Annotated in this window: 13 protein-coding genes; 3 read left to right on the plus strand and 10 right to left on the minus strand. The window is 71.6% G+C overall.

Annotated elements, in window-relative coordinates; all coding sequences use genetic code 11:
- The first annotated feature begins 201 nt into the window (after nucleotides 1-201).
- Entirely contained in the window at nucleotides 202-1590 is a 1389-nt protein-coding gene (locus AB0L71_RS02805; RefSeq protein ID WP_365237092.1) for a protein kinase, read from the plus strand.
- A gap of 60 nt (nucleotides 1591-1650) precedes the next feature.
- Here the strand turns inward: AB0L71_RS02805 and AB0L71_RS02810 are convergent, their stop codons facing one another.
- From AB0L71_RS02810 to AB0L71_RS02845, 8 genes are all read right to left on the minus strand, one after another.
- On the minus strand, nucleotides 1651-2505 hold the full coding sequence (locus AB0L71_RS02810) for an RNA methyltransferase (protein WP_365237094.1): 855 nt from the start codon (nucleotides 2503-2505) through the stop codon (nucleotides 1651-1653).
- Between the two features lie 64 nt (nucleotides 2506-2569).
- Complete coding sequence (gene cobA / locus AB0L71_RS02815; protein WP_365237096.1) at nucleotides 2570-3841, minus strand: uroporphyrinogen-III C-methyltransferase; 1272 nt, start codon at nucleotides 3839-3841, stop codon at nucleotides 2570-2572.
- Nucleotides 3842-4074: 233 nt separating this feature from the next.
- On the minus strand, nucleotides 4075-7293 hold the full coding sequence (gene cobT / locus AB0L71_RS02820; RefSeq protein ID WP_365237097.1) for a nicotinate-nucleotide--dimethylbenzimidazole phosphoribosyltransferase: 3219 nt from the start codon (nucleotides 7291-7293) through the stop codon (nucleotides 4075-4077).
- A 333-nt stretch (nucleotides 7294-7626) separates the two neighbouring features.
- On the minus strand, nucleotides 7627-8865 hold the full coding sequence (gene cbiE, locus AB0L71_RS02825) for a precorrin-6y C5,15-methyltransferase (decarboxylating) subunit CbiE (protein ID WP_365237099.1): 1239 nt from the start codon (nucleotides 8863-8865) through the stop codon (nucleotides 7627-7629).
- A gap of 107 nt (nucleotides 8866-8972) precedes the next feature.
- Nucleotides 8973-9650: a GNAT family N-acetyltransferase gene (locus AB0L71_RS02830; RefSeq protein WP_365237101.1), complete on the minus strand. Its 678-nt coding sequence runs from the start codon at nucleotides 9648-9650 to the stop codon at nucleotides 8973-8975.
- Nucleotides 9651-9761: 111 nt separating this feature from the next.
- The gene (locus AB0L71_RS02835; RefSeq protein WP_365237103.1) at nucleotides 9762-10625 is read right to left on the minus strand and encodes a MetQ/NlpA family ABC transporter substrate-binding protein; all 864 of its coding nucleotides are present in this window, start codon (nucleotides 10623-10625) and stop codon (nucleotides 9762-9764) included.
- Nucleotides 10626-10698: 73 nt separating this feature from the next.
- Nucleotides 10699-11370: a methionine ABC transporter permease gene (locus tag AB0L71_RS02840; protein WP_365237105.1), complete on the minus strand. Its 672-nt coding sequence runs from the start codon at nucleotides 11368-11370 to the stop codon at nucleotides 10699-10701.
- The gene (locus AB0L71_RS02845; protein ID WP_365237107.1) at nucleotides 11367-12428 is read right to left on the minus strand and encodes an ATP-binding cassette domain-containing protein; all 1062 of its coding nucleotides are present in this window, start codon (nucleotides 12426-12428) and stop codon (nucleotides 11367-11369) included. The genes AB0L71_RS02840 and AB0L71_RS02845 overlap by 4 nt, the downstream gene beginning before the upstream one ends.
- 629 nt (nucleotides 12429-13057) lie before the next feature.
- Here AB0L71_RS02845 and AB0L71_RS02850 point away from each other — a divergent pair.
- Together AB0L71_RS02850 and AB0L71_RS02855 are read left to right on the plus strand one after the other, a co-directional pair.
- Nucleotides 13058-13417, plus strand: a complete 360-nt coding sequence (locus AB0L71_RS02850) for a hypothetical protein (RefSeq protein WP_365237108.1) — start codon at nucleotides 13058-13060, stop codon at nucleotides 13415-13417.
- 2 nt (nucleotides 13418-13419) lie between these two features.
- Nucleotides 13420-13872 carry a hypothetical protein gene (locus AB0L71_RS02855; protein ID WP_365237110.1) on the plus strand — a complete coding sequence of 151 codons (453 nt, stop codon included), beginning with the start codon at nucleotides 13420-13422 and terminating at the stop codon, nucleotides 13870-13872.
- A 6-nt stretch (nucleotides 13873-13878) separates the two neighbouring features.
- On the opposite strand, the gene AB0L71_RS02860 is transcribed toward AB0L71_RS02855, so the two are convergent.
- Both AB0L71_RS02860 and AB0L71_RS02865 read right to left on the minus strand, forming a co-directional pair.
- A complete protein-coding gene (locus AB0L71_RS02860; RefSeq protein ID WP_365237112.1) occupies nucleotides 13879-14382 on the minus strand; it encodes a GNAT family N-acetyltransferase in 504 nt (167 codons plus the stop codon).
- On the minus strand, nucleotides 14373-14984 hold the full coding sequence (locus tag AB0L71_RS02865) for a sigma-70 family RNA polymerase sigma factor (RefSeq protein WP_365237114.1): 612 nt from the start codon (nucleotides 14982-14984) through the stop codon (nucleotides 14373-14375). The genes AB0L71_RS02860 and AB0L71_RS02865 overlap by 10 nt, the downstream gene beginning before the upstream one ends.
- Between the last annotated feature and the right edge of the window lie 27 nt (nucleotides 14985-15011).

Raw genomic sequence — 15011 nt, forward strand, 5'->3', positions numbered from 1 at the left:
CACGTCAACCCTGCTTCCTCGCAGTCGGGTTGAGGCGCCGAACGCTCCGATGCGAGGCCGTTCACAGCCCACGCTCCGTCATGAGCCCCGCCACGCACAGACAATCGGTCGGGGGGCGAGGGCGCGGCCTCTGAGCGCCCCGGGCACCGGGTACGTAAGCTGTGCCTCGTCAGGCGTACCAGGCAGCGGGGATGGGCAGACATGGCGATGATGCGGCTCCGGCGCGAGGACCCGCGTGTCGTCGGCTCGTTCAGGCTGCACCGGCGGCTCGGAGCGGGCGGCATGGGTGTCGTCTACCTCGGTTCGGACCGGCGGGGTCAGCGGGTGGCGCTGAAGGTCATCCGGCCGGATCTGGCGGAGGACCAGGAGTTCCGCTCACGGTTCGCCCGGGAGGTCTCCGCCGCCCGACGGATCCGCGGCGGCTGCACAGCGCGTCTGGTGGCCGCCGATCTGGAGGCGGACCGCCCGTGGTTCGCCACGCAGTACGTCCCGGGGCCCTCGCTGCACGACAAGGTGGCCGAGGAGGGACCGCTGTCGGCGGCCGAGGTGGCCTCGATCGGGGCGGCGCTGTCCGAAGGGCTGGTGGCGGTGCACGAGGCCGGTGTCGTCCACCGTGACCTCAAGCCGTCCAACATCCTCCTCTCGCCCAAGGGCCCCCGGATCATCGACTTCGGGATCGCCTGGGCGACCGGTGCGTCGACCCTCACGCACGTCGGGACGGCAGTGGGCTCGCCGGGGTTCCTGGCACCCGAGCAGGTGCGCGGCGCGGCGGTGACGCCTGCGACGGACGTGTTCTCGCTCGGGGCCACGCTGGCGTACGCGGCGATGGCGGACTCGCCCTTCGGGCACGGCAGTTCCGAGGTGATGCTGTACCGCGTGGTGCACGAGGAACCCCAGCTGTACGACGTGCACGACGCACTCGCGCCGTTGGTGAGCGCCTGTCTGGCGAAGGACCCCGAGGAACGGCCGAGCACGCTTCAACTCTCCATGCGGCTCAAGGAGATCGCGGCTCGGGAGGCACAGGGCCTGCATGAGAGCCGTCCGCCCGTGCAGCGTTCGGCGCAGGAGCTGGACCGGCCGACCGGCCGTATCGACGGCCCGTACACCGAGCAGCAGACCCGGCGCACGGCTCCTCCGGCACCCCGTCAGCCGAGGCAGAAGGTGCCGCAGGGCAAGCGGCCGGCCACGTCGTCGCGGTCCGGGGCATCCCGTACCGGTGGTTCGCGTCCGCAGCAGCCTCAGCCGCCGCGCAGCACGACGCGTTCCGGCAAGCGCCCCCAGGGCACGAACGGGGCGAACAGCCGGCCGGGTACGCGGCCCGGGGCCCGCAGGACATCGACGGGGCTGCGCCCCGCCAATCCGCGGCTGCTGCGGCAGCGGCTCATCGTCTTCGTCGTGGTGACGCTGCTGGTGGCCCTGGGCATCGCGGCGGCGCAGGGCTGCCAGGGTCCGGCCCGCGGGCTGGGCGCGGGCAACCTCGGGGACCGGTCTCGGAGTCAGGTCCTGGGCGAGGCGCAGGTTCCGGGCGAGGCGCAGGTCCTGGGCGAGACGCAGGATGCGGGCCCCGGGCAGGATGTGGCGCTTCGGTAGTCGGCGCGCGGCGGTTCCTGTGCGCGCCGTCGTCGGAGCGCCGTGGACCGGGTGGCGCGTTCAGGCGGTTCGCGGCCGGGTGGCGTAGAAGGCCACGGCGGAGGCGGCCGCCACATTGAGCGAGTCGACACCGGCATCCATCGGGATACGGACGTGCTCGTCGACCGATGCGAGCGTCCTGGGGGTGAGGCCGGTGCCTTCGGTGCCGAAGACCAGAGCGAGCTTCTCGATCTTCCGGGCGGCGAGTTCGTCGAGGGTGATCGCCCGTTCGCTCAGACAGAGTGCGGCAACCGTGAACCCCTCGGAGCGCAGCACCTCCACCCCCTTGGGCCAGGAGGCGAACCGGGTCCACGGCACCTGGAAGACGCCCCCCATCGAGACCTTCACGGACCTGCGGTAGAGGGGATCGGCACAACCCGGGCTGAGGAACACCGCCTCGACACCGAGGGCGGCGGCATTCCGGAAAGCGGCCCCCAGGTTGGCGTGGTCGACGATGTCCTCGAACACGGCGACGCGCCGGGCCGTCGGACCGCCGCCGAGGTCGTCACCGGCGATCCGACGGGGCGTCGCCAGCAGTTCGTCCGCGGTCGGCAACGGTTTGCGCTGCATCGAGGCCAGGGCGCCGCGGTGGACGTGGTAGCCGGTGACCCGCTCGGCGAGCTCGGGGGTGACCGCGTACACCGGGGCGGGGACCTCGTCGATGACATCGCGCATCAGGTCGATCCACTTCGCCGAGAGCAGCATGGACCGCATCTCGTACCCGGCGTGCCTGGCACGTCTGATCACCTTCTCGCCCTCGGCTATGAAGAGCCCCTCGGCGGGTTCCCGTCTGCGCCGGAGTTCGACATCGGTCAGCCCGGTGAAGTCGTGCAGACGGGGGTCGTCGGGGTCGTCGATGGTGATGAGATCAGCCACGGGGTTGATACTGCCTTGTCCGGTGTGTGGTGCCAACGGTGGGAGGAAGATCTGTTACCGCCGGTTACTCTGCGGGGGCCGGAGGGGTGTCCGGGCCGACCGCGACGACGTCACCGATCACGATGACGGCCGGAGGCCGCACGTCCTCCGCGACGGCCCGTTCGGCGACGGTCGCGAGCGTGGCGTCGACGCGGCGCTGGGCCGCCGTGGTGCCTTCCTGGACCAGGGCGACCGGGGTCTCGGGGGCCTTGCCGTGGGCGACCAGCGTGCGGGCGATGGCCCCGATCTTGTCGACGGCCATCAGGAGCACGAGGGTCCCGCGCAGCTTGGCGAGGGCCGGCCAGTCGACCAGCGAACGCTCGTCGTCGGGGGCGACATGGCCGCTCACGACGGTGAACTCATGGGCCACTCCCCGGTGTGTGACGGGGATTCCGGCCGCGCCGGGTACGGAGATCGAGCTGGAGATGCCCGGGACGACGGTGCAGGCGATGCCTTCGGCGGCGAGCGCCTGGGCCTCCTCCATGCCGCGGCCGAAGACGAACGGGTCGCCGCCCTTGAGCCGCACCACGGCCTTGCCTGCCTTGGCGTGCTCGATGAGCGTCCGGTTGATCGCCTCCTGGGCCATGAAGCGGCCGTACGGGATCTTCGCGGCGTCGATCACCTCGACGTGCGGCGGGAGTTCGTCGAGCAGGTCGCGCGGGCCCAGGCGGTCGGCGACGACGACATCGGCCTCGGCGAGGAGACGGCGGCCGCGGACCGTGATCAGGTCCGGATCGCCGGGGCCGCCGCCGACCAGCGCGACACCGGGGGTCCGGGTGCGGTGGTGAGGGGCGGTGAGGGTTCCGTCGCGCAGGCCCTCGACGATGGCGTCGCGGACGGCGGCGGAGCGCCGCGGGTCGCGGCCGTGGGTGTCGGTGGTGAGAACGGCGACGGTCACGCCCTCGCTGCGGCCGGTCGCCGGGGTCAGGGCGGTGGCGGCCTCGGCCCAGTCACTGCGGACGCACCAGGTGCGGGTGCGCTCGGCCTCGGCCGAGGCGGCGTCGTTGGCCGCGGTGTCGTCGGACGCCACCAGGGCGTACCAGCTGCTCGCCAGGTCCCCGTCGGCGTACGGACGGCGCTCCCAGCGGATCTCACCGGCGTCGGCCATCGCCTCGACGGACGGGGTCGCGGTCGGCGACACGAGGACGATGTCGGCGCCCGCCGCGATGAGCGCGGGCAGGCGGCGTTGGGCGACCTGGCCGCCCCCGATCACGACGACGCGTCGGCCGCTGAGGCGCAGACCGACGGGGTACGCGGGGTGATCGGCGTGAGCGGTGTGCTCGGTGTGATCGGCCATGGCGATGCGGGCTCCTCGTACGGTGCGGAGTGCGGGCCGCTGCGACGACGGAGCGGCGGTGACGTGCGATTTCGTGGCGCGGATCCACGATACGGCGTGGGATGCCGCGCACGGCGACGGGTGACGGAGGGCGTTTCGGCCGCGTCGGCTGCTTCCCGCTGCCGCTTCGCACCGGCCCCGCTCCTTCGCGTTGTCGAAGCCGAAGGGGCGGGGCCGGTGGAGGGGCGAGGAGACTACTTCTCCGTGACACCCGCCGAGTCGAACGTCGCCACCTCGTGCATCGCCCGTGCGGCGCTCTGGACGATGGGCAGCGCCAGCAGCGCGCCCGTGCCCTCGCCCAGGCGGAGGTCGAGGTCGACCAGCGGGCGCAGGCCGAGCTTGTTGAGCGCGGCGACATGGCCGGGCTCGGCGCTGCGGTGGCCCGCGATGCAGGCGGCCAGGGCCTCGGGGGCGATCGCCCGGGCGACCAGGGCCGCGGCGCCCGTGCTCACACCGTCGAGGATGACGGGAGTGCGGAGCGAGGCGCCGCCCAGAAGGAAGCCGGCCATCGCCGCGTGCTCGAGGCCGCCGACCGCCGCCAGCACACCGATCGGATCAGCCGGGTCGGGCTGGTGGAGTTCGAGGGCCCGGCGGACCACATCGACCTTCCGGGCGTGCATCTCGTCGTTGATGCCGGTGCCGCGGCCGGTCACCTCGGCCGGGTCCATGCCGGTGTACACGCAGATCAGAGCGGCCGACGCGGTGGTGTTGGCGATGCCCATCTCGCCGATGAGCAGGGCCTTGTTGCCTGCCGCGACCAGATCGCGAGCGGTCTCGATGCCGACCTCGATGGCCGCGAGGACCTCTTCCCGGGTGAGGGCGGGACCGGTCGTGAAGTCGGCCGTCCCGGCCCGTACCTTGCGGGGAAGGAGGCCGGCCCGCGCGGGCAGCTCCATGGCCACGCCGACGTCGACCACGCAGACCTCGGCGCCGACCTGGGCGGCGAACGCGTTGCAGACCGCGCCGCCGTCGAGGAAGTTGGCGACCATCTGGCCGGTGACCTCCTGCGGCCAGGCGGTGACGCCCTGGGCGTGCACCCCGTGGTCGCCCGCGAAGACCGCGACGGCCGCGGGCTCCGGGATCGGCGGCGGGCACATCCGGGAGAGCCCCGAGAGCTGCGCGGAGATGATCTCCAGCATGCCGAGCGCACCGGCGGGCTTGGTCATCCGCTTCTGGCGTTCCCACGCCTCGCCGAGCGCCTTGGCGTCCAGCGGGCGGATGCCGGCGACGGTCTCCTGCAGCAGGTCGTGCGGTTCCTCGCCGGGCAGGGCACGACGGCCGTAGGTCTCCTCGTGCACGACCCAGGAGAGCGGACGGCGCTTGGACCAGCCCGCCTGCATCAGCTCGGGTTCCTCGGGGAACTCGTCGACGTAACCGACGCAGAGATACGCGACGACTTCGAGGTGCTCGGGCAGCCCCAGGGTCCGCACCATCTCCCGCTCGTCGAAGAAGCTGACCCAGCCGACGCCGAGGCCTTCGGCGCGCGCGGCGAGCCACAGGTTCTCGACGGCCAGCGCGGAGGAGTACGGGGCCATCTGCGGCTGGGTGTACCGGCCGAGGGTGTGCCGACCGCCACGGGTGGGGTCGGCGGTGACGACGATGTTGACCGGTGTCTCGAGGATGGCCTCGATCTTCAGTTCCTTGAACTGCTTGGCCCGGCTCTTGGGAAGCGACTGGGCGTACGCCTCGCGCTGACGCTGTGCCAGTTCGTGCATGGTGCGGCGGGTCTCCGCCGAACGGATGACGACGAAGTCCCAGGGCTGCGAATGGCCGACGCTGGGCGCGGTGTGCGCGGCTTCGAGGACACGGAGCAGCACCTCGTGCGGGATCGGGTCGCTGCGGAAACCGTTGCGGATGTCACGGCGTTCGCGCATGACCCGCAGGACGGCCTCACGCTCGGCGTCGTCGTAGCCGGGTGCGGGCGCGGACACCTCGGCACCGTCGGACTCGGACGTCTGAAGCAATTCGTCTCCGTCGGCGTGGTGCGGGTCCTGGTCCTCGGGCTGCCCCGGCTCCATCGGTGCCGCCGCCGTGGACCGGTCGCTGCCGGTGGCCTCCGGGGCCTCGATGACCTGCGGGCCCGGCCCGGCCACCGTCGCAGCCTCGTCCTCGGCCCCGGGAACGGGGGCCGGATCAGGAGCTTCGGCCGGTGCGGGGACCGGCTCGACGCCCTCGGCGGGGGCGGGGACGGGCTCGGGAGCTTGCTCGGGTGCGATGCCCGTGACAGCCGCGGCCATCTGCTCGGCGGCACCGGGCTCGGCGGGCTGGACCGGCTCCCCCGCGAACGCCTCACGCTGCGGCTCGGGCTCGGGCTCCGCAACCGGCTCCGCGGCGGGCGCCGGGTCCTGGAGAGCGGCCGTCGGGGCCGGATCGTCCGCGGACACGAACTGCCCCGAAGGCGCGGTCTCGGTGGCTTCCTCCGCCGCGGGAGCCTCGGACTCGGCCGCGGCAACGGGCGTGGCCTCTGCCACCGGCTCCGCGGGAACCTCCGCAGGCGTGCCGACGGCGATCGGTGCCCCGTCGTCCACGGCCTCGGGGGCGTACACGGCCTCCGGCACCGCGGCCTGAACGGTCTGCTCCGGCTCCGTGGGCGCTGCGGGGGCCGGGACCGGCTCGGCGACCGGTTCCGGCACGGCCGTCTCCACGGTCGCGGAAGGGGCGACCGGCTGCGGCACATCGGCCGCCCACGGGATGCCGCCCTGCGGCAGGATCTCGCCGAGCTGCGGACCCGGCAGCACGGCCGCCCCGTCACCCGGCGTCCCGAAGTACTCGGGCCCGGTGGCCTGCGGTACCGGCTGCCGTACGGGGGCCTGCTGGACCGGTGCCGCGGGGACGCCCGCCGGGCCGCGGTCGGCGAGCGAGCGGACCACACCGCCGGTGGACGCTCCGCCGTAGGTCGGCCCGTCCGACGCGACCGGACCGCGGTGCAGCGGGCGGCGCACCGGGGCCTGGGGCTGTGCGGCCGGGGTGGGCGAAGGGATGCGTACGCCCCCCAGGTCGACCGAACCCGAGTCGCGGCCACCGGACTCGTGGGTCCCCTGGACCGCCTCGGGCCGGGCTTCGGTCTGCTGCACGGTGTGGGTGCCCGGGACCTGCGTCTGGCCGGGTTCCTGCGGCTGGGCCGTGGCCTCACCGGTCGGCGGGGCGTAGGCGGGCGGGGCCTGGTAGGTGCCCTGTTCGGGCAGGACTGCCTGGGCGGGTACGCCCTCGGGGTACGGGCCGGGGGCCGGGACCGTCTGCGGGTCGCTCCAGGCGCCCTGGGGGCTCGGCATCAGCAGGAGGTCGTCGTCCTCGGACACGTGCTCGGAGGGAGCGAGGTAAGGGTAGGCGTCCGGGGCGGCGATGCCCGGCTGCTCCACCAAGCCCGCGTTCTCCGGCAGTCCCTCACCCGGGATCTGGCCGGTGTCACTCATGCGTACCCCTCGCCCATCGTCAGTGCTCCTTCGGCCCTTCGCCCGGGACGCCCGACCGCGGCACACCGGCGCTCGTCAACAAGAACGAGCGGGCGCGCCGCGCGGCACGAGACGTTCGCGGACATCCTGCATTCTCGCGGCCGTTCGCCACCGGGGCAGCCGATTCCGCCCCGGTTCGCTGTGGACTGCGCCACGTCGCGCATCTCCCGGTTCCGCCGTACCACAACGGGGATCAAAACGGTCCCCTTTTCCGGACATTGACGAACGAACCGACGAACGCCCGGGCGCGGTGCAGCGATCGGCCAGCCTACCTCGCGCGCTACGCCGACCGGGTCAGGGGGCGAGGTCCGAACGCAGTGCGGAGAGCACGAACACGACCGAGCGTTCACGCTCCGACCACGCGACCGTGTCGAGTTCGACGGACTGGAGGAGCGAGCATCCGACGGTGTATCCGTTGCCGGCGAGTGCCGCGCCGAGTGCCTCGGCCTCGTCGCGCGTCGACGCATGGGTCACTATCCGTTCCGGGCGGGCCTCGGTGACCGCGGTGACGACGGGCACTCCCCCGCCCCCGATCCGGACGAGATCGGGCTCCGGAAGCCGCTCCAGCACCTGGGGCGCCCGTCCCTCGACGACCTGGATCTGGACCCCGTGCGCGCGGGCCGCCGCCGTGGTGCGGGCGCAGGCCGCCGGGTCGCTGTCGACCGCCAGGACGGCCGCACCGAACCGGGCGGCCTCCACGGCCAGGGCCCCGCTGCCGGAGCCGATGTCCCACAGGAGGTCTCCGGCACGGGGGCCCAGCCGGGCCAGTTGGGCGGCGCGCAGCTGCGGGGACTCGCCCTCGCCGGTCTCGTTCGCGGATTCCTGGGCGGCACCCGGATATGCCTCGGAGGGCAGCGCCCAGCCCCGTACGCCACGCGGGTAGGCGGGGTGCCGGCCGGCGATCCAGGCACCGGTGGGCTGCGCCTCGGGGCCGCCGCCTATGACGATCACCACATTGGGGTCGCGCCAGGCGTGGTCGGCGGCCTTGTCGGAGGTGACGACACTGACCCGTTCGCGCGCGGTGCCGAGTTCCTCGCAGATGACGAAGGTGCGATGGACGCCTTCGAGGAGCAGGGCGAGTTCCGCAGGGCCCGCGCCGGGCGAGGTGAGGACGGCGACCTTGTGGTGGGCCCGGCAGACATTGACGGCTCGGCGCAGGGTCCGGGGGTGGGCGACGACGGTCTGGGCGTCCTCCCACGGCATTCCGGCGCGGGCGAACGCGGTGGCGACGGAGGACACGGCGGGCACCACTTCGACTTCAAGGCCGTGCTCGGATGCGCGGAGATTGCGTACGACTCCGAAGAAGCCGGGATCGCCGTCGGCGAGCACCACGGCGCTGCCGCGGTGGCCGGCGATCCGGCGGGCGGCCAGGTCGATGGAGCCCAGGCGGATGTGTTCGGCATGGGCCGGGACTTCGGGGAGTGCGAGGTGGTGGGCGGCTCCGGCGACGAGTGTGGCGGCCGAGAGGGCGGCGGTGGCCGCTTCGGTCAGTGGCGAGCCGTCCCAGCCGATCACGGTGACCCGATCGGCCATCTGTCGTCAGTCTCCTGGAGTTGTCGCAGGTAGGAGTGCCCGTTCAGGGCGGGCAGAGTGAGATTACCCGGTCCGTGTCCGGAAGGTGCCGAAACCGTCCCGGGAACTCAGTCCCAGTCGTTGTAGGTGCCGTAGCCACCGGCATCGGCCAGTTGCTCGGCCACGCCTTCGAGGTCCTCGGCCAGCAGGCCCCAGACGATCAGGTCGGTCCTGATGTCGGTCCATCCGCCGTCCTCGGTCCGGGTGCGCGCTATGCGGGCGTTGCGCAGGACCCCCTCACTGATGCAGCCGAGCTTCTGGGCCACCTGCTGCGAGGCGGTGTTGCCCGCGGCGGTGCGCAGTTCGATGCGCTCGAAGCCCTGGTCGCGGAAGAGCCACTGGGCCAGAGCCAGCACGGCCTCGGTGGCGTATCCCTCGCCGCGCGCCCAGGGGGCGGTGATGTACGCGGCCTCGGTGGCGAGGGTGCGCCAGTCGGTGTGGTGCAGACGTACCGAGCCGACGAGCCGTTGGGTGAGGAACTCGGTGACGGCGAGCGCGATGCCGTCGCCCGTGGTGCGCTGCGCGGGTGCGATCCTGCGGACCCAGCGTTCGGCGTCCACCTGGGTGTAGGGGTGCGGGGCCCCGATCCAGGCGGTGACGAGTTCGTCGTTCATCATCTCGGTGTACGCCGGGACGTCGGCCATGTCGAAGGGGCGCAGCACCAACCGATCCGTGCTGATGGAGATGTCCGGAAAGGTGGAAGTCATGCGCCGCTCCATGCCGAAGACCGTGTAAAGGCACAGCATGCAGCATCCGGCCGGTATTGCGCATGGGCGGGTTCGAACGGCGGAACCCCGCGCCCCTCGGAATGCTCCGGTGGGATGCGCGGGGTCCGTCGTCCGGCCGCTGTGCGGGGGTCAGGACGTGGTGGTACCGAAGGCCGGGATGACCGAGCCCTGGTAGGTGTCCTCGATGAACTTCTTGACCTCGTCGGAGTGGAGGAGCTTCACGAGCTTCTGGACGCGGGCGTCGTTCTCGTCGCCCTTCTTCACGGCGATGATGTTGGCGTAAGGGTTGCCGTCGGCCTTCTCCAGCACCAGCGCGTCCTTGGAGGGCTTGAGGTCCGCCTCGATGGCGTAGTTGCCGTTGATGACGGCGGCGTCCACATCGTTCAGGGCGCGGGGCACGGTTGCGGCCTCCAGCTCCTTGAACTCCAGGCCCTTCCGGTCGGTGATGTCGCTCAGCTTGGCGTCGGTGCCGACACCGGACTTGAGGGTGATCAGACCGTTCTCGGCGAGCAGTTGGAGGGCGCGGCCCTCGTTCGTGGTGTCGTTGGGCACCGCGATGGTCTGGCCGGACTTGATGTCGCCGATGTCCTTGACCTTCTTGGAGTAGAGGCCGAGGGGCTCCAGGTGGACGGTGCCGACGGAGACGAGGTGGGTGTTGTTCTTCTTGTTGAAGTCGTCGAGGTACGGCTGGTGCTGGAAGAAGTTGGCGTCGACCTGGCCGCTCTCGGTGGCGGTGTTCGGCAGGACGTAGTCCGTGAACTCCTTGACCTCCAGCTTGAGGCCTTCCTTGGCCGCCAGGTTCTTCTTGACGTAGTCGAGGATGTCGGCGTGCGGCGTCGGGGACGCGGCGACGACGAGGGTCTTGGACGTGTCGGACTTGGCGCCGGTCTCGCTCTTGGAAGCCGGGTCGGACGACGTACCGCAGGCGGTGAGGCCGAGGGCCACGGCGGCGGTGGCAGCGGCGGCTGCGGTGATCTTGATGTTCTTGCGCACGAAAAGTGCCTCTTTCCGGTGGTGAAGGTGGTGCGCCCGGACAAGGAGTTCGGGCTCGGGTGGCAGGGAAGTCTCAGGAGGCGGTACGGCCACGGCGGGCCAGCAGGCGTATGGCCGTGTCGCCGATCAGCTGGACCACGGTCACGATGACGATCAGCAGCGCGACGGTGATGAGCATGAACCGGTTGTCGAAGCGCTGGAATCCGTAGGTCACGGCCTTGGAACCGAGGCCTTCGCCACCGACCGCGCCGGCCATCGCGGAGTATCCGATGAGCACGATGACGGTGGTGGTGATCCCGGAGACGAGCGAGGGCAGCGCCTGCGGCAGCAGGACCTTGCGCACGATCGTCGGGATGGATCCGCCCATCGACTGGACGGCCTCCACGAGCCCGTGGTCGACCTCGCGCACGGCCGTCTCGACGAGTCGCGCGAAGAACGGGATGGCGCCGACGGAGAGCGGCACGATCATCGCCGTCGGGCCGATGAAGGTGCCGACGACCCAGGTGGTGAAGGGAATCAGGGCGATCAGCAGGATGATGAACGGCAGCGAGCGGCCGATGTTCACGATCACACCGATGATCTTGTTCACCGGGGTGTTCCGGAGCAGTCCGCCCTTGTCGGTGAGGACCAGCAGGACACCGAGCGGCAGTCCCACGAGAACGGTGACGGCTGCGGACCAGAGCACCATGTACAGGGTGTCCACGGTTCCCTGGACGAGCAGTGGCTGCATTTCGGACCAGGTCACTTCGCCACCTCCTTGGTGAGCGGGGCGGGGGTCTGTACGGGGGCGGACGCGGCGTCGTGCTCCACGACCTCGGCCTGGAGCCCCTGCTCGCGCAGGAAGCCGATCGGGACGACGTTCTCCTCGAAGCGGCCGGGCAGCTCGATGCGCATCCGGCCGATCTGCCTGCCCGCGACGGTGTCCATCGCGGCGCCCAGGATCGAGATGTCGATGTTGTACGTCCGGGCGAGCTGCGAGATCACCGGCTGGGTGGCGGACTCGCCGTGGAAGGTGACGTCGACGACCGTGCGGTCGGGGCCGGAGGCCGCACCGCCGACGGGGAACAGTTCGTCGGCCAGTTCCGAGCCGGGGGTGGCGAGCAGTTCGCCGACGGTGCCCGACTCGACGATGCGCCCCTTGCGCATCAGCGCGGCGGAGTCGCAGATCGTCTTCACGACGTCCATCTCGTGCGTGATGAGCAGGACGGTCAGGCCCAGCTGCTGGTTCAGGTCCCGGATCAGCTGAAGGATGGAGCGGGTGGTCTCGGGGTCGAGAGCCGAGGTCGCCTCGTCGGAGAGCAGCACCTTGGGGTCCCCGGCGAGGGCGCGGGCGATGCCGACGCGCTGCTTCTGGCCGCCGGAGAGCTGGCCGGGGTAGGCCTTGGCCTTGTCGGCGAGGCCCACCAGGTCGAGGAGTTCGAGGGCCTTGCGGGCGCGATCCCGGCCGGAGACCCCGAGGATCTCCAACGGCAGTTCGACGTTGGCCTGGACGTTGCGGGAGGCCAGCAGGTTGAAGTGCTGGAAGACCATGCCGATGCGGCTGCGCGCCCTGCGCAGTTCCTTCCCGGCCCGGTGGCCCCGTCCGGCGAGGGCGGTGAGGTCCTGCCCGTCCACGGTCACGGTGCCGGAGGTGGGGCGCTCCAGGAGGTTGACGCAGCGGATGAGCGAGGACTTCCCGGCGCCGCTGCGGCCGATGACGCCGTACACCTCGCCCTCACGGACGTGCAGGTCCACGCCGTTCAGGGCGGTGACCTCGCGGCCGTGCGACTGGTAGACCTTCGTGAGGCCCGAAGTGGTGATCACAGGGTTTCCGTCACTGTCGAGGTGCGCGGCGCGATGTCCGCCGGGCACGGGGCATTCGTCTGATGAGACCGTCCGGACGTATCGATCGGACGTTCCGAGCGGGGTCTCGGCACGGTCGCGAACGGCCGGGCCCGGTGATGCTCGGGCAGGCCCGTCGCGACGGGTGCGGACGGCTCGGACTCGGTCTCGCTTCGGGGCGCGAGACTCGGGCGGGGGCCCTCAGAAGGCGCGCATTCGACACATGCAACGAGCACCGGGCGTGCTGATCGCCTCGGTCGCAGGGATGCGGCTGCTCGTCGTGGTCATGCGGCAAGTAAAACAGACGTAACGATCTACCAACCCCGGATGTCCACATAGCGGACATCCGTGGACGGCGCGTGGAGCCGGTTCGGTCGGCGGTCGAAATATCCGCCCTCACGGCTGTGACCTGCATCGATACAGCGAAGACCGGCCCCGTTGACGGGCTCCGCCTCCGGTTGGGAACGATCACGGGTTGTGGTCAAGACCACGATCACCCCTGCCCTCGTGCCCGCCGTCCGTCCGGCCCGCCGAGGCGACGACGGCCCGGCACGGCCTTCGGGCCCGGGGGCGCACGTCGAGGGCATTCCGGTCCGTAATACCCTCGCCTCATGCTTGACGCCCTGACGATCGCGGTCGGCGCGACCGCGCTCGCGCTCGCCGCATGGTGCGGATTCGCCGCGCACCGGGACCAGCCGACCAAGGACTGGCACTTCATCGGGATGGCCGTCGTGACGCTGCTGGCACTGGCCCAGCTGGTCACCGGCATCGTGCAGCTGGCCCGGGGAGAGCGGCCCGACCAGGGCATGACGATCTTCCTCGCCTATCTGATCGGGGCCTTCCTCGCCGTGCCCGCAGCCGGTTTCATGTCGCTCACCGAGCGGACCCGCTGGGGTTCGGTCACGGTGTCGGCGGGCGCGGTCGTGCTGGCCGTCCTCGAAGTACGGCTCTACGACATCTGGGGAAACTGACCGTGACCGACACCGATCGCACTCCCGCGGCCGACTCCGCCGAGAAGCAGCCCTTCGATCTGGGCACCGGTCCGGGCCGGGTACTGGTCTGGTTCTACGGGGTGTTCACCGTCGCGGCGGCCTCCCGCTCGATCGTCCAGATGGTCCTGGACTTCGACAAGGCGCCGCTCGCCTACACACTGTCGGCCGTCGCCGCGCTCGTGTACGGGTTCATCACGTACTCGCTGGTGCGCGGTGGCGAGACGGCGCGCAGGTCGGCACTGGCGTGCTGCGCCGCGGAACTCCTGGGTGTGCTGGTGGTGGGGACCTGGACGGTGGTGGAGCCCTCGGCCTTCGCGGACGCCACGGTCTGGTCCGACTTCGGCATGGGTTATCTGTTCATCCCGGTGATCCTGCCGATCACCGGGATGATGTGGCTGCGCCGGGCGCGCACCCCGCTGGCCGATCCGGCCTGACGGCCCTCAGGCGCTGGCCACGTAGGCGGGTGCGGCCGTGTCCTTCTCCAGCAGGATCATCAGGACGCCGTCCGGACTCGTCTCGGTGCCCACGGGGGCGTAGCCGGCCCGCCGGTAGAGCCGCAGATTGCTCTCGCTGCGATGCCCCGTGTGCAGCCGGAAGCAGGTGGCCGACCGCTCGTCGGCGAGTCCCGACTCGACGGCCCTCAACAGCCGGGCACCGAGCCCGTGCCCCTGGAGCCGGGGATGGACGCAGAGCCTGGCGATCTGCCCGGCGCCGTCCAGGTCGGTGGATCCGCTGACGGAACCGACGATTTCGTCGCCCAACCGCGCCACGAACACCAGCTGGGTCGTGATCGCCGTGCGCACCGAGTCGAGGGTCTGGACCAGTGGGTCGATCCGGTAGTTCGCGTACACCTCCGCCTCGCGCTGGAAACAGAGGTACTGAAGTTTCAAGATCTGCTCGGCGTCGTCCGCCGTCGCCGCCGAGATGACCACGCTCATGCCCATGTGCGCACGCCTCCGCCCACCTGATCCACCGGTTGTGTCTCACGCTCCTTTCCCCGCAGTTCAGGAGCCACAACCTCCGCCGGGAGCATTCTGCGCAGACATCCAAGGCATCGGGAACGGATCGGACCCAAACTCCCCTGTGACATACCCAACTCCCCTGCGATTTCCCGGTATGTGGGGTCGCCGGGCGCAAGCATCGCGGCCAGCAGCCGGGCGCACCGGCCGGGGAGGCGGCCCACCGCGGCGTGCAGCGCCCGGCGTTCGTCGGCACCGACGGCGATCCGCTCGGGGCAACCGGCCGGATCCGCCGCGGTCTCGTCACGGTAGGGGCGTTCGCGCCGCGCGGTGCGGCGGGCCCGGCGCGCCTCCGCCCGTACGGCGTCCCGCACCCAGCGCGCCGTGTCCGCGGGCGGCCCGTCCTGAGCGAGCCGCTCCAGCAGCCGCAGCCAGACGGCCTGTTCGAGATCGGCGGGTTCGACGGCCGCTCCCGTCGCCGAGGCGGCTGCCTCGGCCGTGGCCTCGGCGCGCACCAGCGGATACAGCGCGCGGACGACGGCAGCGGGGGCAACGGCCCCTGCCCGGACAGGATCGGGAAGCGTCATGCCGGGCCAACGCCCCCGCTCCGGCGG

This window comes from Streptomyces sp. NPDC052052, assembly GCF_040680455.1.
GTDB lineage: Bacteria > Actinomycetota > Actinomycetes > Streptomycetales > Streptomycetaceae > Streptomyces.